At 58.8% G+C, this 18,780-nt stretch carries 18 protein-coding genes; 5 read left to right on the top strand and 13 right to left on the bottom strand.

Annotation, left to right across the window (positions count from 1 at the left end; translation table 11 throughout):
• Window positions 1–143: 143 nt before the first annotated feature.
• Both RBB81_RS06330 and RBB81_RS06325 read left to right on the top strand, forming a co-directional pair.
• Window positions 144–719 (top strand): HIT family protein, encoded by a 576-nt coding sequence (locus tag RBB81_RS06330; protein WP_179581164.1) that lies wholly within the window; start codon window positions 144–146, stop codon window positions 717–719.
• Between the two features lie 74 nt (window positions 720–793).
• Window positions 794–1,117 (top strand): hypothetical protein, encoded by a 324-nt coding sequence (locus RBB81_RS06325; protein WP_353073099.1) that lies wholly within the window; start codon window positions 794–796, stop codon window positions 1,115–1,117.
• A gap of 107 nt (window positions 1,118–1,224) precedes the next feature.
• Here the strand turns inward: RBB81_RS06325 and RBB81_RS06320 are convergent, their stop codons facing one another.
• The 4 genes from RBB81_RS06320 to RBB81_RS06305 all read right to left on the bottom strand — a co-directional run bounded on the left by RBB81_RS06320 (window position 1,225) and on the right by RBB81_RS06305 (window position 4,812).
• Window positions 1,225–1,800, bottom strand: coding sequence for a nuclear transport factor 2 family protein (locus RBB81_RS06320; RefSeq protein WP_179581162.1), 576 nt, complete (start codon window positions 1,798–1,800; stop codon window positions 1,225–1,227).
• Between the two features lie 113 nt (window positions 1,801–1,913).
• Complete coding sequence (locus RBB81_RS06315; protein ID WP_179581161.1) at window positions 1,914–2,201, bottom strand: putative quinol monooxygenase; 288 nt, start codon at window positions 2,199–2,201, stop codon at window positions 1,914–1,916.
• A gap of 15 nt (window positions 2,202–2,216) precedes the next feature.
• Window positions 2,217–3,527, bottom strand: coding sequence for an adenylosuccinate synthase (locus RBB81_RS06310; protein ID WP_183790354.1), 1,311 nt, complete (start codon window positions 3,525–3,527; stop codon window positions 2,217–2,219).
• A gap of 190 nt (window positions 3,528–3,717) precedes the next feature.
• Window positions 3,718–4,812: a VWA domain-containing protein gene (locus tag RBB81_RS06305; protein ID WP_353073098.1), complete on the bottom strand. Its 1,095-nt coding sequence runs from the start codon at window positions 4,810–4,812 to the stop codon at window positions 3,718–3,720.
• A 188-nt stretch (window positions 4,813–5,000) separates the two neighbouring features.
• On the opposite strand from RBB81_RS06305, the gene RBB81_RS06300 reads away from it, so the two are divergent.
• Window positions 5,001–7,151, top strand: a complete 2,151-nt coding sequence (locus tag RBB81_RS06300; RefSeq protein ID WP_353073097.1) for a fused MFS/spermidine synthase — start codon at window positions 5,001–5,003, stop codon at window positions 7,149–7,151.
• A 157-nt stretch (window positions 7,152–7,308) separates the two neighbouring features.
• Here RBB81_RS06300 and RBB81_RS06295 read toward each other — a convergent pair whose 3' ends face one another.
• Together RBB81_RS06295 and RBB81_RS06290 are read right to left on the bottom strand one after the other, a co-directional pair.
• Complete coding sequence (locus RBB81_RS06295) at window positions 7,309–8,331, bottom strand: cytochrome D1 domain-containing protein (protein ID WP_353073096.1); 1,023 nt, start codon at window positions 8,329–8,331, stop codon at window positions 7,309–7,311.
• A gap of 87 nt (window positions 8,332–8,418) precedes the next feature.
• Window positions 8,419–9,231, bottom strand: a complete 813-nt coding sequence (locus RBB81_RS06290; protein WP_353073095.1) for a methyltransferase, TIGR04325 family — start codon at window positions 9,229–9,231, stop codon at window positions 8,419–8,421.
• Window positions 9,232–9,423: 192 nt separating this feature from the next.
• On the opposite strand from RBB81_RS06290, the gene mutM reads away from it, so the two are divergent.
• A complete protein-coding gene (mutM, locus tag RBB81_RS06285; RefSeq protein ID WP_353073094.1) occupies window positions 9,424–10,257 on the top strand; it encodes a bifunctional DNA-formamidopyrimidine glycosylase/DNA-(apurinic or apyrimidinic site) lyase in 834 nt (277 codons plus the stop codon).
• A 12-nt stretch (window positions 10,258–10,269) separates the two neighbouring features.
• Here mutM and RBB81_RS06280 read toward each other — a convergent pair whose 3' ends face one another.
• Together RBB81_RS06280 and sthA are read right to left on the bottom strand one after the other, a co-directional pair.
• Window positions 10,270–11,166 (bottom strand): ROK family protein, encoded by an 897-nt coding sequence (locus RBB81_RS06280; protein WP_179581155.1) that lies wholly within the window; start codon window positions 11,164–11,166, stop codon window positions 10,270–10,272.
• 34 nt (window positions 11,167–11,200) lie between these two features.
• Entirely contained in the window at window positions 11,201–12,601 is a 1,401-nt protein-coding gene (gene sthA / locus RBB81_RS06275) for a Si-specific NAD(P)(+) transhydrogenase (RefSeq protein WP_353073093.1), read from the bottom strand.
• A gap of 165 nt (window positions 12,602–12,766) precedes the next feature.
• On the opposite strand from sthA, the gene RBB81_RS06270 reads away from it, so the two are divergent.
• Window positions 12,767–13,402 (top strand): thiamine phosphate synthase, encoded by a 636-nt coding sequence (locus RBB81_RS06270; protein ID WP_353073092.1) that lies wholly within the window; start codon window positions 12,767–12,769, stop codon window positions 13,400–13,402.
• Here the strand turns inward: RBB81_RS06270 and RBB81_RS06265 are convergent.
• The 5 genes from RBB81_RS06265 to RBB81_RS06245 form a co-directional block, all read right to left on the bottom strand.
• Window positions 13,399–14,601, bottom strand: a complete 1,203-nt coding sequence (locus RBB81_RS06265) for a hypothetical protein (RefSeq protein ID WP_353073091.1) — start codon at window positions 14,599–14,601, stop codon at window positions 13,399–13,401. The two genes, RBB81_RS06270 and RBB81_RS06265, sit on opposite strands and share 4 nt — an antisense overlap.
• On the bottom strand, window positions 14,576–15,991 hold the full coding sequence (locus tag RBB81_RS06260; RefSeq protein WP_353073090.1) for an MBOAT family O-acyltransferase: 1,416 nt from the start codon (window positions 15,989–15,991) through the stop codon (window positions 14,576–14,578). The genes RBB81_RS06265 and RBB81_RS06260 overlap by 26 nt, the downstream gene beginning before the upstream one ends.
• 914 nt (window positions 15,992–16,905) lie before the next feature.
• The gene (plsX, locus tag RBB81_RS06255; protein ID WP_353073089.1) at window positions 16,906–17,910 is read right to left on the bottom strand and encodes a phosphate acyltransferase PlsX; all 1,005 of its coding nucleotides are present in this window, start codon (window positions 17,908–17,910) and stop codon (window positions 16,906–16,908) included.
• Window positions 17,911–17,943: 33 nt separating this feature from the next.
• Window positions 17,944–18,129 carry a 50S ribosomal protein L32 gene (rpmF, locus tag RBB81_RS06250; RefSeq protein ID WP_353073088.1) on the bottom strand — a complete coding sequence of 62 codons (186 nt, stop codon included), beginning with the start codon at window positions 18,127–18,129 and terminating at the stop codon, window positions 17,944–17,946.
• A gap of 69 nt (window positions 18,130–18,198) precedes the next feature.
• The gene (locus RBB81_RS06245) at window positions 18,199–18,699 is read right to left on the bottom strand and encodes a YceD family protein (RefSeq protein ID WP_353073087.1); all 501 of its coding nucleotides are present in this window, start codon (window positions 18,697–18,699) and stop codon (window positions 18,199–18,201) included.
• Between the last annotated feature and the right edge of the window lie 81 nt (window positions 18,700–18,780).

Genomic DNA, 18,780 nt, shown 5'->3' with positions numbered 1-18,780 from the left:
TCGTACATAATTTGATGCAGAGCGCCCCGATTTGATGCAGAGAGTGCTCCAAACTGCGCAAGTGTCGGGACAGAATCAGAGCCGTGAGCGGGTCTGGGCGGCCTCGTCCGCTTCGGGGCTACTCGGTCCGCTATACTCGCCGAATGGACCGCCTCTGGACGCCCTGGCGCTACAGCTACATCACCCGCTCGGACCCGCAGGCCAGAAGCGGGGTTCCTTCGGCTCTCAGCGCCTGGCCGCCAACCGAAGCGGAAGACAAACGCTGCGTCTTCTGCAACATGATCGCTGCGGTGGACTACGCGGTCGATCACGGAATGGAACGGATCGTCGCAGAGAAAGCGGCGCACATCGTCTGGCGGGGGCAGACCTGTTTTATCTGTCTCAACGCCTTCCCCTACTCCACCGGACACCTGCTGCTGCTGCCGTATCAACATCTGGATACTCTGGCTGCGCTTCCGGTCGAGGTTGCGCAGGAGCTGATGGCTCTCGCCCAGCGTTCAGAGCTGGCGCTTCGAGAGGTTTATCACCCGGGCGGGATCAACATGGGTCTCAACCTGGGGGAGGCTGCAGGAGCCGGCATCGCCGATCACATGCACCTTCATGCGCTGCCGCGCTGGAGCGGAGATACAAACTTTATGACGGTGACAGCCGAGACGCGCGTCCTTCCCGAGTCGCTGGATGTGACCTGGGAAAAGCTCCGACTCGCCTTCAAACATTAAATACAACCAAAGTCTCCGGCCTTCCATCCTATCGCAATAGCAGTCTGAGGCCGATGGTCTCGCTCGAGGGCCCAATGCCAAATCTTTCCCAGACACTCCCCGCATCCCTGCGATCAGTTCCGCCTGTCGCGCCGGAGAATCGAAGCGCGCCAAAGCCCGATCGCCGTCCTTATATCGTTCCAGTCCGCAAACCCGCGGCTTCGACTCGCAAATATCTGTCTCTTTTTCCGCACGAATCCGAGGATGCTCGCCTTACCGGCGCCACCCGCTCCCTGTATCGCAGACTACTGGCATTGAACCTTCCGGGCCCGGCGGAGTCGTCAGAGCTTCCGACTCCTGCTCCTGCGCGGGAGACAAGGGATATGCGGGTATCGGTCGTCGCACCGAAGACTGCATGAAACTTGAGCGACGGAGATTTCTGAGGAGTCCAAATCACGACATGAAAAAACCCTGCTGCGAGCAGGGTTTTTTGTGGGACCGAGAACGTCAAGGTCCACCGGATAACCTAAGACGGCCCATCCGGTGGCACGCTGGCAGTGGCCTTGGGAGCCGCAGCATCGCGATTACCCGAATCTCTCGATCCCGGCACCCTTGTAGCCTCAAAGCTGGTGATCTTCCACACGCCCGACGGTAGCCTCTGATAGACACGCGTATAGCGATACGTCCCCTGGACCGCCACGCCTTCATTGGTTCCTTCTACCTGAGCCCGCGAGGTCACAATGGCGATCGAGCCGACCAGCTTTACCTGCATCTCGCCCAGATCGAGCTTCGTCAGGACGAACTTGCGGGTTCGCATGCGGTCCAGCTGTTGAATCTTGGTGTTGACCTGGCCGGTCATCGAGATGCCGATGTAATCGTCGGAGAGGAGCTTGTCCATCGTGGCGACGTCGCCCGCGAGCTGAGCCTGTCGCCATTGCTCCTCGAGCGCTTCGACCTGCCGCTTAGCGTCGTGCTTTTTCTCGTGCAGCGGTTGCATGTGACCCGCAAATGCGTCCTGCGGGGGCCATCCTACTGCCACGGCCGCCAGCAACACGACGGTGCCCGTCAGCGACCTACGAATTGGACGACCGAACAAGCCCATAAGCGTACCGGATGGTAGACCGATTTACCGCGTTGAGTCAAAACTACTTTAGTCGTACGCGAGTCTCCACACATGAGACGGAGCCGCACGCAAAGAACCCCGACAGAAAAGCATCAACAAACAGCGGTGAGATTCTCAACCTGACGTTCTTTCATCTTCTGATACAGACCCCCAATCGCATACTGATGAAAGTGAGGCGTCCCTCTATGATGCTCCAACGCTGCGTCATCGACGTACTGTTCGTAGATAAGAACCGTGCAGGCCTCTCCTTCGACCAGATGGGGAATATAACTTGCGCATCCGGGCTCCTGCCGGGAAAAGGCCGTAAGATGGCACAGAATCTCGGAGATCTCGTCACGGTCCGACTGGTCGAAGGTCATTCGCACGGTAAAACTAAGCATAATCCGCCTTTTCTCTTACGCCTTCAACGCGTCTTCAAATGCAGGCAATGTCATGGTCTGGTCGCGATCCGGGCCGGTGGAGACCATTCCAATCTTCGCCCCCGACTCCTGTTCGATAAATTTCAGATAATCCTGTGCTAACTGCGGCAGCTTGTCGAACTCCGTGATCCCTTCGGTCGAACTGTTCCAGCCCTTCAGCCTGGTATAAACCGGCTCGATTGCGTTGTAACCCGGCATATCCGCCGGAATTACATCTGTTAGCTTTCCGTTGATCTTGTAACCGGTGCAGACGGGGATCTCGGCGCACTCGTCCATAACATCCATCTTGGTAACGACCAGCCACTCGGTCCCGTTGATCATGTTGCTGTAGCGCAGCAGCGGAATATCGAGCCAGCCGCAGCGTCGCGGACGGCCAGTGACCGCACCATACTCCTGACCCCGAGCGCGGAGCAGATCGCTGGTGGAGTCGTGAATCTCGGTAGGGAAAGGCCCCTCGCCCACCCGCGTCACATAAGCTTTGGTGACGCCGATTACGGTGCCGATCCGTGTTGGTCCAACTCCGGTGCCTGTCACCGCGCCGCCTGCCGTCGAGGAGGACGAGGTCACGAAGGGATACGTTCCGTGGTCGATATCCAGCAACGCACCCTGCGCCCCTTCGAACATGACCTTTCCGCCGTTGTCGATCTCGTGGTTCAGCATCACCGCCGTATCGGTCACAAAGGGAGCGATCTGTTCGGCCGCGCGCGAGTACTCCTCGTACATCGTCTTGGGGTCCAGCGGCTCGGTGCCAAAGAGAGCGTGAGCAATCGTATTCTTTTCGTGGCAGGCGTTCTCGATGTGCGTCCGCAACAGCGCCGAGTTCAGCAGATCCACAACGCGCAAACCGCTGCGATGCATCTTGTCTTCATAGGCCGGGCCGATGCCGCGGCTGGTCGTCCCGATCTTCGTCCGTCCGGGCGCATTCTCCGCGGCCAGCTCGATCATCCGGTGGTAGGGGAGAATCACTTGCGCGCGGTTCGACACGAAGAGTTGATCGTCCACGGGCAGACCCGCATCCTTCAACTTCTTGACCTCGCTCAAAAACGCCATGGGGTCCAACACAACACCATTGCCGATGACGCCTTTGCACTCCGGACGGAGCACGCCGCACGGAATCAGCTGCAGGACGAACTTTTTGCCTTTGATGATGACGGTATGGCCGGCATTGTGGCCACCTGCATAACGCGCGACCACGGAGAACTTCTCCGAAAGTACGTCGACGATCTTGCCTTTGCCCTCATCGCCCCACTGGGCACCCAAAATAACCGCTGATTTGCGTTGATTCACGACGGATGTGTTCTCCAAGGATGGTTGTTGGCCGGAAGACGCGCACCGCAACAGGCAAATACGCGCTGCTATCTATCATATAGCGTCGCTGGCTCCAGCGTTTGGCGTCACTGGTTGCGTAATCTGCACCCCAGAAAACCTGCGTCCATCGGCCCAAACAGAGGCCAAATAAAACCCAATCGCTGGGTTTTCAAGGCTGACCATAGTAAAGGTTTCGCGTCCTTGCTGTCACTCCAGGTGTTTCAACGCTGACCGCGACAGAGTGGGATTGATTCGGCCGGTCTGATGGCGTGGGGTCCACTGTCAGCGTGTAAAAGGCATCGGCCTCCGCAACGCAACGAGAAATCTGTTCCGTGATGTCGTTGCTGGAGTTGAGTGCCTGGCCGCCGCTCTGCCTGGCCAGGACCTGCAACGCAAGATTTCCCGCCTGCGCATCTTTCGACGCCGATACCGGTTTCAGAAACTCCTCGTAGTAAGTGAGACGATTCGTAGCAGCATCTTCCACCCCAAGCGGGTCGATGCTGTAGAGCGTGATCCGGGCCTGGCGGAGCGCCGTGGAGAGATAGACAATGGAGGAAAATAGCCCCTGCTCCTCCCTCGTGCTCAGGGTTATATTCGGTCCGCTCAGAATCGGCCAGCCCGGGCTGATCCAGATCACCATCTTCCGTCCCGGTTCCTTCGCCTCAGTGGCAGCAAGCAGATTCAAGCCCTTCAGAGAAAGAGTAAAGCGCTCCTCCGCGCCATAAAAGCCCGTCGAGCGCCGTATCGTTCGTAGCTTCGTCACATGCTGATCAAACGAGGCCAGCAACGCATTTCCATCGCGCGAGGATCCATTCTGCAGCTCAGTTCCGGTGTCGCTGAAGAAGGCGAGCGAGACCGGGTGGGTAAGCTGTCCGCCGTTTTGCAGAAGAAACTTTCTGAGCTGGTAGCGCTCATACGCCACGCGGGTGAACGAAGTGTTGACCTCATCCACCATGAGGATGATCTTCACCGGCGGCTCGGCCGGCGCAGCACCATCCACCGCGCGAAACGAAAGGATCTTTCGAACTTGGTTATTGTCACGCACGACAAAGTCATTCTGGGTGAGACCGGCTCTGGGCTTTCCCGACCTGTCGGTCACCACAACATCCAGCACAAGGTGAGGATCTCTGGCTTCGGTAAGCGGTGGAGCTGCGGTCACTGGAAGTTGGTCCGAGTGCGGCGGCGTCTGTTGTTGTGAGAGTGCGGAAAGAGGGACAAACGAAAGACAGAAGAGAACCAGCGCGGCCCGATTCAACGTACTCATACTTCCACCTCAAATAGTTCTCTGCGGTCGTGCGGTCTGCGGGATGAAACGTCTCACAGCAGCCCAGTTTCGACCCTCGCATGAAGACGCGGCAGCGAACTCAGTAGTTTCAGCAACTCGCCCGACAGGCTATTGGATGCGACTGGCATCCTGAAAAAAGCTGCGTCAGGCCATTTTGGTGGCGCAAAGTGCGACTCTCTCGATATCCTCCTCCTGCGCTTCGGTCGACGGGGATCGGGCGCGGAGTCATAGCGCTGGCGCTTTGCTTCAACTCGACACTCTCAGGGCCGAACATGTCTGCATCACGCCTGCTCTATAGCACTACGATCTTCCTCGGCGCGTTCCTTCTCTTCCTGGTTGAGCCGATGGCCGCGAAACAACTACTGCCGGTGCTTGGCGGCTCCTCCGCGGTGTGGCTAACTTGCCTGGTCTTCTTTCAAGTCACATTGTTGCTCGGCTATCTCTACGCCCACTGGATCACTCGCTGCCAGGCCACCACCTGGCGTCGGCATGTTTATCTGGTGACGCTGGCTGCGGCAACCGTGCTGTTGATCGCGCAAAAGATCGTCCCCGCAGAACCTGGTCGAGGCTCCGACCAACCCGTCACCACAATCTTCTCGACGCTCGCCTTCACCATCGGCCTGCCATTCTTACTGCTCAGCGCAACCAGTCCGCTGCTGCAGGTCTGGTTCCAGCGCTCCAAAGGCGGCACGATTCCCTACCGCCTCTTCGCGCTCTCGAACTTCGGCTCTCTTCTCGCTCTCATCGCCTATCCCTTCGTCGTCGAACCGCACCTCACACTACAGTTCCAGCGGAGTCTCTGGTCCTTCGGCTTCATCGTCTACGCCGTCTTCTGTGCGGTCATAACGCGCCAACTCCCCGCACCTGCGCCGGCCGACGCTGTAGAAGAAACACAAGCCCCAGCCCCTGCTCCAGCCAAAGCAAAGTGGCTCTGGTTCCTGCTTCCCTTAGCCGCCGCGATGCAGCTCAGCGCAGTCACCAGCCACCTCACCGTCAACATCGCTGCAATTCCACTCCTCTGGATGCTGCCGCTCGCCGTCTACCTGCTCACCTTCATCCTCGCCTTCGAGTTCCCTGCGCTCTACCGTCGCGGCATCGTCGTCCGCCTGCTGGTCGTGATGCTCGCCAGCCTCGGCTACGCCATCTCCAAAACGGATGTGAGCCTGCCCATCGGCATCGCTATCCTCTTTTTCCTCGCAGAGTGCTTTCTCGCCGGACTCTTCTGCCACGCCGAGGCCTACGCTCTGCGTCCGAAGAACCCCGCTGAGACAACGCTCTTCTACCTGTGGATCGCCGCCGGAGGAGCAGCAGGAACCTTCTGCATCGGCATAGCCAGTCCGATGATCTTCTCCGCCAACTACGATCTCGCCATCTCGTTCTTCGTCACCGCCGCACTCGCCATCGCGGTGACGTGGAGCGACGGCTGGCCGCAACGCCTTCTCTGGTCCACCGCCAGCGCACTGCTGCTCTTCTTCGCCATCATGCTGCACACCGCCTACGCCCGCGAGGCCATCCTCGAGGTCCGCAACTTCTACGGAACCCTCCGCGTAAAGCAGACGGTCGGCCCACACGGCGGCACCGAGCGCATGCTGTTGAACGGCACCATCCAGCACGGCACGCAGCTCTTCGCTCCAGGCCTCACCCGCACTCCCACCACCTACTACGCCGACAACTCCGGCATCGGTCTCGCCCTTCACCACTGCTGTGGCGAGCGACCCCGCAACATCGCAGTCATCGGCCTCGGCACCGGCACCATCGCAACCTACGGCGCTGCCAATGACCGCATCCGCTTCTACGAGATCAACCCACTGGTGCGACCCATCGCGCAGAACCTCTTCACCTACCTCCGCGATTCCCCAGCGCAGATCACCTTCGCCGACGGTGACGCACGCGCCTCATTGACCCGCGAGTCCCCGCAGAACTTCGACATCATCGCCATCGACGCCTTCTCCGGCGACGCCATACCACTCCACCTGCTCACCATCGAGGCGATCGCGCTCTACAAAAAACATCTCGCGCCGGACGGCATCCTGGCCTTCCACGTCTCCAACCAATACCTCAATCTCGCCCCCGAGATCGGCCAACTGGCACGCGACTCAAACCTGCAGGCAAAGCCGATCGAAAGCCCGCCCGACGACTCCCTCGGAGCCTATCGCGCCACCTGGATTTTGCTCACCTCGAGCCCCACCTTCTTCGATCAACCCGAGCTCGCAGCCGCTGCCAGCCCCGTCCCCTTAGATTCATTGGGCACACGCCTCCGCACCTGGACCGACGACTACTCCACCATCCTGCCCATTCTGCAGCTATCGCATCATTAGTGACTAAGTTGTCCTGCCGGACGAGCCTCCTGCGCGGAGTGCGGTCACTTCGTGACAGGTATACCCCTTCGGCTGGTGTTCCGTTGGTCGCGATAACAATCTTCCGCCGACCAACGGGAGGCTCATGGCGAAGCCGGGATACACCCCACGAAGTGGGCTACTTCGCCCACGCCAGCCCGTCCGCTGCATCTCCCGCGTCGATCAATCGCGCCATCTTCCACTGCTCAAGATCGATCTCCGCCACCTGCTTGCTCCTGGTGCAGGAGACAAACGCACTCTTGCCGTCGGGCTTCATCAGGATCTCCGTCGGCCCATCCGCGACGTCGATCGTGCGAGCCACCTGCATCGACTTCAGATCAACGACCGCAACCTGATGCGTCGTTCGCAGAGCCACCAGCAGCCAACGTCCATCCAACGTAGTCGCCGTTCCATACCCCACACTCGGCAGCGGAATCCACGTCTTGACCTTGTTGGTCGCGGTATCGATGACAGCGAGCTGCGGTTTCGTCTGGTCGGCTGTAAACACCATGCTGTCGTCGCGCGAGATCGCAATCCTCTGCGTATCCGTCGAGATCGGAATGATCGCAAGCGTCTTGCGCGCCTTCATATCGAGAACCGATACCGTGCCCGGCCCCACGTTCGCCGTGTACCCCCGCGAGCCATCACTCGATAGCGCCAGCATGTGCGACTGCTCCTGTCCCGTGGGAACGCTGCCGACAATCTTCAAAGTCTTTGGGTCAATGATGCTGATGGTCTTGTCCAGCTCCGTCGTCACGTACAGCATCCCGCTGTTTTTGTCGTAGATCACGCAGTGCGGCCGCACGCCATGTCCGAAGTCGATCGTATGAACGAGCTTGTGGCTCGCAAGATCGATCACGGAGATCTTGCTGCCGTCGGTGCCCGGCTTGCCCACGCCTGCACTGCCATAGATCGGCACGAACGCCGTAGCTCCATCGGGCGAAGCAGCCACCTCGTGGCCAGTCACACCGTCCACCGGCACCGCAGCCATCTGTTTGCCCCCAGCGGGATCAATCAGGCTCAGATCGCGGTCCCCTTGATTCACCACCAACAACAGCGGACGATCGTTTTTTTCCATGCTGCCCTGTGAGAACGCAACGGCCCCCGCCAGGCTCACGAAAAAGCAGCCCATCATGCGACGCGAAAAAAAGATCTTCTTCATAAGGCGATCAGTATAGCCTTGTGGAACCATATAGCCGTAGGTTGCTTGCCTGCCGCACAGTCGCGGTCACAATTGAATAAAGCTGCTTCACACGCTCATCGCTTGTAGCACCCAGGCTTCTCCAACCATCTGCACCTTCTCCATTCCCTTCGAAGAGAGCACAACAAAGTCGCGGTTAGGTATGGGCCAGCTCGCAGCGAGCTTGTAGCCGAGATGCTGGCGCGCCGTCTTGAGCTCGTCCGGACCGAAGATGCGACACGGCAGAGTCTTTACAAACGTCTCCAGCGTGAAGAAGCCCTCGCTGGCCGAGACAGGAACTTTATTCAAAAAGATCATGTACGGCTTCCGGGGCAACCGATCGATGAGCTCTTCAATCGACCAATCTACATATTGCAGGCTCCCCGAGCACAGCAGCGCATCGCACGCCTCGGTCTCTTCGACGTGCTCATAAAAGCACAACGAGTGCACCTCCGGAGGCACGCGCCGCCGTCCCTCCCTCACCATCGCCGGCACATCGACGATCTGCCAACGAAAGTCTTCGGGAAGATCGAGCATCTCTTTAAACGCGTAGAACTTCACTCCGATATGACCGCCAAAATCGGTCACGGCGTGGAGATGGTTCTCGCGCATAAGCTTCTGACAAAAGGTCAGTATCGGCCAATCAAAGGGGTGAATCGTCGAGTACGATTCGATCCCGATCGAGACAAGCGACTCATTGTCATAGGTTGCACGGCGCTGAGCCGGAAGAGAGTTCGTCGCCTCTTCGCTGGTGTTGAATCGCCCGCGATAATGGCCGAACTCTTTGCCGACTACGAAATCCAGCACGCCGGATTGCCGCAGTTGCTTGTATCCCGGAAAAATTGAGAGGTTCAAACGTGTCAGAACACCCGTCATCGACATGGCATTTCATCCGGTTGTATTTGGGGAGAGTTCAACTATATGCGATGAGGTAACAAATTTCAGGTCTAATTATTAACATTGTGTTAATTTCACGGCGATGAACAGATCGAACCTGCAAAAGGCACGTAGATTGCTATGCATTTCGTTGCAACCATTACGGTAACCTCTCACCCTCCTATACTTACAAGAAGCATGCCTGAACTCCCTGAAGTCGAGACCGTTGCAAATGGTGTTCACGCCCGGATCCACGGCCAAACCGTCCTCTCCGTCTGGACCAGCAACAAGCCTCAAACCTTCAAATCTTCGCCGGATCAGATCATCGAAGCTCTTGCCGGCAGTCGCATCGACCGCGTCCACCGCGTCGGCAAAACGATCGTCGTCGATCTGATTCGCTCCAGACAGAACGAAGAGAGGCCCGCGCAGTTTCTCGTCCACCTCGGCATGACCGGCCGCCTGCTCGTCTCCGCCCCCGACACTCCGATTCCTCCGCACACCCACGCGATCCTGGCTCTCAGCGGCGGAAAAGAGCTTCGCTTCGTCGATGCTCGCCGCTTCGGCCGGTTGTCCGTTGTAGAAGCTGCGACTCCAGAGGAGAAATACGCTGGGCCAGGGGCCGAACCTCTCACCATCGGGCTTGGGGACTTCATTGCGCTCTTCCGCGACCGTAAGACCCCAATCAAAGCCGCGTTATTGAATCAGTCCCTGCTCCATGGGGTCGGCAATATCTATGCCGACGAGAGCCTCTTCCACGCCGGCATTCGCCCCACGCGCCACGCCGGACGCCTCACACGAGCCGAACTCACCCGTCTTCACGCAGCGTTGATCAAGGTGCTCACTGAAGCAATCAGGCTGGGCGGCTCATCGGTCTCCGACTACGTCGACGCAGACGGAGTCGCCGGTTTCTTCCAGCTTCACCATCACGTCTACTCGCGAACCGGCCAACCCTGTCGTATCTGTGGCACGCCAATCAAGCGCGTCGTGGTCGGTGGACGGAGCACACACTACTGCCCCACCTGCCAGAAGTAGCGACTACTGTCCTTAACGAGTGGCGGCTAGCTCGGCCGAGACAGCAGCGCCGATGACCCGCACTTCGGGCGTATCGTCGACGATCTCCAGCGAGTACCCCTGCAGCGGACTCATCTTCACCATCTGCTGCAGATAATCCTTCAGCATGGACATGTCGAGAAAGCGCGTGTTGAATCCCGCGATGAAGATCTTCCCAGGCCCTGCCATATGAATCGTGGTCGCCGACGCCGCTGCCAAAGCCTTATGCCAAAGCCGTTTGAACTCCACGCAGCGCGCATCGCCCTGTTTCGCTGCCTCGAAGACCTCTTCCGGTTCCATGTCGAGGAATCGCAGACGCATCGCACGATGCCCCATGATCCCTTCCATATGTCCGCGCCCGCCGCATCCGCAGAAGCGCTCTTTCTCGTCGAGCGTCACCACCGTGTGGCCGCCCTCCCACGCGCCCGGGGCAAAGGGATACCGCCCATAGCCGATTCCCACGCCCAGGGTCCAGACGCGGATCATGCTGTCCAGCTTGCCGTGCATTGAAGCCAGGCCCGCAGCCATTCCATCGGCATCATTCACCGCTGTGACCGTGACATCGAGCCCGTGACTGCGCAACTGCCCAATCAGCAGCTCCTGGATCTTCGCGCCCTTCAACTGCGGCAGGTTCGGCGCCTCTGCGACCACGCCATCCTTCACCAACCCGGGCAAAGCCACGCCGACTGCCGTGATGTCCTTCGCGCCATCTGCTGCCAGGAGCACCTGACTTGCGATCGTCTCCACCAGCGCTTCGGTGTGCTGCTCCACCAGTGCGTCTTCGTCGTCGTGATCTTCAGGAAAACGTCGTACCGGCCCCACCAGCTTGTGATCCACGACCAAACCGGCCGAAATACGCTCCGATAAAATTACCCCAATTGTCTTTGCCATTACCCTGTCCGCCTCGTCCTCGGGTGCCGCGTTTCTACTCAAATTTGCTGACGCGGTTCAACCCGTTGAAAGCCGCAACTTTATAACATTCTGCGAGAGTTGGATAGTTGAAGACAGTATCCACGAAATAATCCAGCGTTCCGCCCAGTGCCATTACGGCCTGCCCGATGTGCAGCAGCTCACTGGCACCCTCGCCGATGATGTGAACTCCGAGGATCGCGTGCGTCATCCGGTGAAAGATGATCTTGAGCCGGCCAGTCGTGTCGCCGCGAATCTGACCGCGCGCAATCTCGCGGTAGTACGCCACGCCAACCTCGTACGGTACATCCTCCTCCGTCAGCTGCTCTTCCGTCTTGCCGATAAAGCTGATCTCCGGAATCGTATAAATTCCATACGGATAAAGTCCCGGGTTCGACAGGATCTTCTCGTCTCCAAACGCCCGTGCTGCCGCCACGCGACCCTGCTCCATCGAAACCGAAGCCAGAGAAGGAAATCCAATCACATCGCCCACCGCAAAGATCGTCGGCACCTTCGTCCTGAAGTCTTTATCCACCGGGATGCGCCCGCGCGAATCGGACTCGATCCCCACAGCGGCCAGGTTCAACTCATCCACATTGCCCTGACGACCTACCGCATACAGCAACGCATCGCCCTGAACCTTCTTCTTGCTCTCGAGATTCGCCACGACCGTCCCGTCCGGCATCTCCTCCACCGACTCCACCTCTTCGTTCAGGCGCATCGTCACCCGCGAGTCCCGCAGATGGTAGCTCAGCGCCTCGATAATCTCCTGGTCGGCAAACTCCAGCAGCCGCGGCCTCCGCTCAATCAGCGTCACCCGCACTCCGAGGGCTGAGAACATACAGGTGTACTCCACCCCGATGACGCCGCCGCCCACGATAATCATCGTCTTCGGCAGGTTTACCAGTTCCAGCACCAGGTCGCTGTTGATGATGCTGCGCCCGTTGATCGGCACCTTCGGCGAAGACGCCGGCTTGGTCCCCGTTCCGATCAGGATGTTAGTCGCCTCATACACGGTCGAGCCGCGCGAGTTCGTCACCTTCACATGCGTCGCGTCTTCAAAGCTCGCCACACCAACCAGCATCTCGATGTTGTTCCGCGAAAGCTGCGCCTCGGTCACGTCGATCTCGGTCTTGATCACATGCTGCACCCGAAACGCCAGGTCCGCCATCGTGATCCGTTCTTTCACCCGGTAGTTCATCCCGTAGATGGACTTGTAGTTATATCCGGAGAGGTGAAGAACCGCCTCGCGCATAGTCTTTGAAGGAATGGTTCCGGTGCTGATGCAGGCTCCGCCAACAACCTCGCGCATCTCCACCAGTGCAACCTTCTTACCCAGCTTGGAAGCGTAAATTGCAGCGCGCTGCCCGGCCGGCCCGGACCCGATGACAATCAGATCGTAAACACTACTACTCATATTGGCAGATACTCATGGACATCCACTCCAACGTCTCGGCGGGTCTTGTCCCGTTATCGGCCCCTGCGTGGCGATCGTGAGGGGCCAGTTTCTTTGACTGTGTGCGCGTTCGCCTTACTGCCTTGAAGCTACCACACCAACATCACAGACTCCACTAAGGGGACCTTGGCACCATACACTGATTTCACCATGCTTCGCTACGCCATCACCAGCCGCGCGCTCTACCCTGGCGACGAGCAGCAAAAACAAGCCGCCCTCCTCCGCGAGGCCGCAAGATGGATCGCCGACGGCATCGACCTCCTCCAGCTAAGAGAAAAAGACCTTCCCGCCGCCACGCTCGCGATCCTCACCCGTAACCTGCTGGAAAAAATAGCCTTGGCCACCAGCCCAACACGTCTGCTCATCAACTCCCGCCCCGACATCGCCGTCGCCACCGGCGCTCACGGGGTGCATCTCTCCTCCTCGCCGGACGAGCTCTCCCCAACCCAAATCCGCAACCTCTTCCACTCGGCTCACACCCCACAACCCCTGATCACGGTCTCCTGCCACACCCTCGCCGACATCCACCGCGCCCGCCGCGAGCAGGTCGATGCAATCCTTTATGCCCCCGTCTTCGAGAAGCCCCTAGCGAACGGACAAACACTCCCCGGCCGGGGGCTCGACGAACTACGCGCCGCCTGTACCGCCGCCGCTCCCATCCCGGTCTACGCGCTCGGCGGAGTCACCCTCCAGAACGCATCCTCCTGCCTCGACGCGGGCGCCGCAGGAGTCGCAGGAATCCGCCTCTTCCACAATCCCTAATCTGTGCTGGCCACCGCCGATGGAACGCAATCGCGGGTAGAGAGCGTTGGCGGCAGATCCGATTTCAAATGCAGCAACGATGTCTGCTGAGCCAGCACACGTATGTAAGCGTCGGTGAAGACCGTTGCGCAGGCATGACTGAGATGAGAGCTCTCCGGCAGAGTCAGGTTCTGCACCTTGGGAAGATCGTCAATGTGAATGCCGTTCGTGTGCGTGTAGGCGAGCAGCGGATCCCATCCCCTGGCTCGAGGGATATGCTTGTCTTCCACCGCACGCATATCTGGCGCCGAAGGGGGCCGCACGAAGACAACATCGCCACCGCGAGCACGGATCTTGTCGACAGCGATCTTCGTTCTTGCCAGAATCGCCTGGACGTTCTCGTCTTTGACCGGGAATGGCTGAAAGTGCTCATGCCAGACGGTTCGCGCGTGGTCACTGAGTCTTCGATCGTGTTCGAGTCGGCGCCAGATCCAGGCTTGCCCTCCCGCACCCATCTCCCCTACCTTCCAGACATCGTGGTAAGGCCCCTTCACTCCACGCCTCCAATCAGGATCGAGTTGAAAGATAAGCGTGCTGAGTTGATAGCTGTCGTCGAGCATCGCCAGGCGAGGTGAGATCACGCGCTGGATCACGAAAGATGCGCGATTGGACGGAGACTCCCAACGGCTCAACGCAAGCGCTTTCTTCGGCCGCGTAACCGAATATACGGTATCAAAATACACGCTTTCGGCCATTCCCACGATGGCCAGCCCCTTGAAGTGCGGGTCGTCAGCAATGTCTTCCAGAATGGGTAGCGCACTCCCGCCTGCAATGCCCAGCTGCAGCGGACGAACTCCGGTAAGCTGCACAGTGCGATCCAGGTCGGTGTCGTACAGCAGACGCGAATCACTGATGATGGCAACAGGCACGTCGCGCTTATCCACTTGTCGTCGCAGTTCCGCCCAGCGATCATAAGTGCCGCTCGAGTCCCCCGGGACGAGCTCAAGCCTGCGCATCTTCCACTCCCAAAGGGACGTGAACAGGATCACGAGGACCAGGACGACAAGCGACATGGCGCGCCACGGCTGGTCAGGGATGTCGCGTTCCGGCACCGGCTGCGCAACACCTGGACGGTCGGCTGCGGTAAGTCGCAGACCGGAGGGAAGGGGCTCGCGAACAATGTCGTGGACGACGCTAGAACTGGAAATAGATGAAGCCATTGCTCTCTCCGTGTTGAATTACCACTGCGAAGGCCATGATGGTCCACAGAGCTGTCAGCGCCGTGGGGTGTGCGCGCCCGATCGCCGCCTCGAGCGTCTGGTTGCGCATAAAAGAGTGAGCCAGCAACAAGCCGCCGATAATCATCATCGTGGTGATGATGTAAATCGCGGCCAGTACAGGTTCGGCATGCGCATTTCTCCCGAACATACCGCGCAGGATCACCATCGCCTGGTGAAAAGTCTTCGCCCGAAAGAAGACCCATGCGACGTTTACCAGAACGAAGGTCAGCAGCCCGAGCCCGGCAGATGCGATCGGTCCCGGCCGATATCCGGAGAACCGCTTGCGCAGCACTCTTTCGACCGACAGATAGAGACCGTGCAACCCTCCCCACACCACAAAGGTCCAGCTCGCCCCATGCCAAAGACCGCCGATCAACATGGTGGCCATCAGCGAGAAGTAGGTCCGCGCGTCTCCGTGACGATTGCCGCCGAGCGGAATGTAAAGGTAGTCGCGCAGCCACGCCGAGAGCGTGATGTGCCACCTGCGCCAGAAGTCAGTGAAACCAATCGCCGCATAAGGGAAGCGGAAGTTGTCCGAGAGAGCGAACCCCAGGCAGAGGGCCGCCCCGATCGCGGTAATCGAGTAGCCGGCAAAGTCGCAGAAGATCTGTCCGCTGAATGCCAGCGTCCCCACCCAGGCATCCACAAAGCCCGGAACGACCCTACCGTTATAAACCTGGTCTACCACCGGGCCCAGAAAGCCGTCAGCCAGCACTGCCTTCTCAAAAAGCCCCAGCGTCATCAGGGCCAAACCAAAACGCAGCTGATCCGGCGTCGCCTTGTGTGGAACTTCAAACTGCGGCACCAACTCCGTCGGCCGCATGATCGGACCGGCGACAAGGTGAGGAAAGAACGTGACGAAGAGAGCGTAGTCGAGGAAGTTGCGTGCAGGCACCGCGCGCCGAAGATAGATGTCCAACGTATAGGACATGGTGGCGAAGGTGTAGAACGAGATGCCGATCGGAAGGACAATACTCGACTGCGGAGGGCTGTATTTGAACCCCGCCAGCGACACCAGATGCGCGAAGTTCTCGACGAGAAAGTGGCCGTACTTGAAGTAGCACAGCAGTCCCAGGCTTACGACGATCGAGAGCAGCATCCACGCGCGGCGCTTCCATTGCTGCTCTGCCTGCGCAAGTCCGCGTGCCGCGAACCAGTCCACCACCGTCGACACCCAGAGCAAAATTACGAACGGCGGATTCCAGGCCGCATAGAAGATGTAGCTGGCAACCAGGAGGTTAACCTTCTTCACCCTCCACGGAAACGGCATCGCGTGCAGGAGCAGAACAATGGCAAAGAAAACTACAAAGACCAGGGAATTAAAGACCATGCCTACCTCTTAGGATCATGAAAGGAATAGCGGCCCCGAAGTGCAACTACTCTCAATTGTGAAATCCGGCTTCGATTCGTTTCGGCTGCAGCGCCGGCGCGCGTTAGAAGCTCTCTTAGTTCGTTCAGCGTGGCCGATGCATAACCGGCCAGATATAAGTCGTTCGTCTTGCGCACACTCCCATACTGTCGACACACCTCACCCATCGATCCACAACCGCCGTTGGACTCCAAAGCAAAGCAAGAACATCCAGAAACCAGAAGCCGCCTGCTGCTTGAATCGATAAAAGATTGGCCCGAGGAAGCGATTCGAACTACCTGCCCGCCGGAGGTTCCCAGCCTGGCCGTGGTGCTAACAAACCGGTTCGATCCCCTGGAGATCCTGCAACGGGATCTGGGTAGACAGCAAAGGCAGCTTGGTGGCCCGCGTCACCAAACCGAGGAACGGTTCGGTCTCAAATGGTTTTTTGGAGTGTACACCCTTTTATGGCTAAAGCGATTGAAGAGTGAGGTTTGACTATGGAAGCTCTGAGTGCGAACCGTAAGGCCTCAGGACAGACGGTAAACACCGTTTCGCCTGAATAACGCCTATGAGATGGACCTCTCTGGGCAACCCCTGACAACCCGCCCCAAAATTTTTGTCAAGCCCCCTCCGCGCGAAAACCCGCGTCAACACTGAACAATCGCGTGGCGTATCAGTTATCGCCGGCCCGGTATAATAACTACAGAGCAAATAAATAGGCCCCCGGAGCTGCCGGGGCCTTCCTATTTGCAATCAATAATTTACCGCTAACTCTTTTGGTATGACGTATTTGCGAATAACCCTTTTGGTATGAGGAATTTACAATTTGTCAAAAAATGTAAACCGCTGAAAATAATAAACTTACACGCAAATACCCCCCGGGGGGTACAAGACTAGGAGGACCGCAGCGCAGCTTCAATACCGGAGTTCACATCAGCCTGAGCAAACTCTGCCGCCACGCGAACGCCGTTCATGATCGCCTTCTCGTTCGACGATCCGTGCCCAACGATGCATACCCCGCGCACTCCCAGCAGCACCGCGCCGCCGTACTCCGAGTAGTCCAGCCTCTTCTTGAACTCGGCGAAGGCCTTTCGCGAGAGGAGTGCTCCCACCTGCGAGGTCACGGTAGACTTCAACGATTCGCGCAGCGACGCGCTCAGCAGCTGCGCCGTTCCTTCAATCGCCTTCAACGCAACGTTACCCACAAACCCGTCGCAGACCGCCACATCGCTATGCCCGTTGAACAGATCACGGCCTTCGACATTACCTTTGAAGTTGATTCCGGTCAGGGCGCGAAGCAGCGGCAGAGTATCGCGAGTCAGGGCGTTGCCCTTCAGATCCTCTTCCCCGATCGAAAGAAGGCCGATGCGCGGGTTATGGATCTTCAGGATCGTCTTGGCGTACATGTGGCCCATGACCGCAAACTGGACCAGGTTGTCGGGATCGCAGTCCACGTTCGCGCCCACATCCAGAAGCAGCGAAGGGATGCGATGTACGGTTGGCAGAATCTGGGCCAGCGCTGGACGGTCGACGCCGGAAAGCATCCCCAGAACCATCTTCGCCGTAGCCATCGCCGCGCCAGTGTTGCCCGCAGTAAAGAACCCCGCAGCACGTCCCTCGCGGACCATCTTCAGGCCCACCCGCATGGTGGAATCGCGCTTGGACCGGACCGCTTGAGCGGCCTTGTCGTCCATCGTGATCCACTCGCTGGCGGGCACAATAAACACCGGCAGACGCTGCCCACGCAACGCCTGCCGCAGAATCGGCCGCAGCTTATCTTCCGGCCCGACCAGATGCACGCGCACGTCGTACTGACGCGCAGCAAGTACGGCCCCGCGAACCTCTGGCTCGGGGGCCTTGTCGGAACCCATTGCGTCTACAACGATGTCAGTCGGCATCAGCAGGGAAGAGCAGGGTGTGAGGTGAAGATATTAGTTGGCTTCTTTGGTCACGAGAACGCCGCGGCCCTTGTACGTACCGCACTTGCGGCAGGCACGATGGGGAAGCTTGCGCTCGTGGCAGTTGGGGCACTCCGAGAGGCCGGTGGGGGTCAAAAAGTCGTGGCTGCGGCGCTTGGCAGTCCGTTGCTTGGAGTGGCGCCGTTTTGGATTAGGCATTGCAGTATCCCTTTCAATCGGCCGCGGCAATCACGTAAAAAACACGCAGTCGACGAGGCAAAAACTTGATTAGTGCTTCAACTCGAGCTTGTCGGCCAGATTCCCCAAACCCGCAAGCGCATTCCAACGCGGATCAGCCGGAGCCTCATCGCAGGAGCATTTCGCTTGATTCAGATTCTGACCACAGCGCGGGCAAAGCCCTTTGCAGTCTGCCGTGCAGAGGGTACGACTTGGCAGGGAAAGTAACACCTGCTCGCGCACCACATCCTCCAGCAAAAGACCGCTCTCTTGATAATACCCGATTTCGGTCTCATCCGCAGTAATAGAACGCTCCCCGGCATCCGCATCGGCGGATTCGGGACGAAAGATCAGGTCAAAAGCGCCCGAAAGTGGCACTTTGACCGGGTCGACGCACCGGGCACAAAGGATTTCGAAGTCCGCACTGTAGTTGGCCCGCAGCCGGATGTCGTTCACATGCGAACTGGAGCTGCGATGCTCGATCAACAGGTCCGCGACGCCGTGGACCGGCAGCGGGCCCACCTGCCGGATGTCGGAGGCATAGTCCAACACCCCGGGTGCGATGACTTCGTTGAATTCAAGAGGTTCATCTACGAGTTGGAGCGGAGTAATCAGCACATTGTTAAGGGTAGC

The sequence above is a fragment of the Tunturibacter gelidoferens genome, assembly GCF_040358255.1.
Taxonomy (GTDB): Bacteria; Acidobacteriota; Terriglobia; order Terriglobales; family Acidobacteriaceae; genus Edaphobacter; species Edaphobacter gelidiferens.
Note: the sequence above shows the minus strand (reverse complement) of the source record. Positions and strands in the feature narration are given on the sequence as shown.

Bases quoted from the DNA above. Each gene is read 5' to 3' on its own strand.
- RBB81_RS06320 (WP_179581162.1), bottom strand. From the start codon at position 1,800: ATGGGCTTGTTCGGTCGTCCAATTCGTAGGTCGCTGACGGGCACCGTC.
- mutM (WP_353073094.1), top strand. From the start codon at position 9,424: ATGCCTGAACTCCCTGAAGTCGAGACCGTTGCAAATGGTGTTCACGCC.
- RBB81_RS06330 (WP_179581164.1), top strand. From the start codon at position 144: ATGGACCGCCTCTGGACGCCCTGGCGCTACAGCTACATCACCCGCTCG.
- rpmF (WP_353073088.1), bottom strand. From the start codon at position 18,129: ATGCCTAATCCAAAACGGCGCCACTCCAAGCAACGGACTGCCAAGCGC.
- plsX (WP_353073089.1), bottom strand. From the start codon at position 17,910: ATGCCGACTGACATCGTTGTAGACGCAATGGGTTCCGACAAGGCCCCC.
- RBB81_RS06290 (WP_353073095.1), bottom strand. From the start codon at position 9,231: ATGTCGATGACGGGTGTTCTGACACGTTTGAACCTCTCAATTTTTCCG.
- RBB81_RS06280 (WP_179581155.1), bottom strand. From the start codon at position 11,166: ATGGCAAAGACAATTGGGGTAATTTTATCGGAGCGTATTTCGGCCGGT.
- RBB81_RS06315 (WP_179581161.1), bottom strand. From the start codon at position 2,201: ATGCTTAGTTTTACCGTGCGAATGACCTTCGACCAGTCGGACCGTGAC.
- RBB81_RS06295 (WP_353073096.1), bottom strand. From the start codon at position 8,331: ATGAAGAAGATCTTTTTTTCGCGTCGCATGATGGGCTGCTTTTTCGTG.
- RBB81_RS06325 (WP_353073099.1), top strand. From the start codon at position 794: ATGCCAAATCTTTCCCAGACACTCCCCGCATCCCTGCGATCAGTTCCG.
- RBB81_RS06265 (WP_353073091.1), bottom strand. From the start codon at position 14,601: ATGGCTTCATCTATTTCCAGTTCTAGCGTCGTCCACGACATTGTTCGC.
- sthA (WP_353073093.1), bottom strand. From the start codon at position 12,601: ATGAGTAGTAGTGTTTACGATCTGATTGTCATCGGGTCCGGGCCGGCC.
- RBB81_RS06305 (WP_353073098.1), bottom strand. From the start codon at position 4,812: ATGAGTACGTTGAATCGGGCCGCGCTGGTTCTCTTCTGTCTTTCGTTT.
- RBB81_RS06260 (WP_353073090.1), bottom strand. From the start codon at position 15,991: ATGGTCTTTAATTCCCTGGTCTTTGTAGTTTTCTTTGCCATTGTTCTG.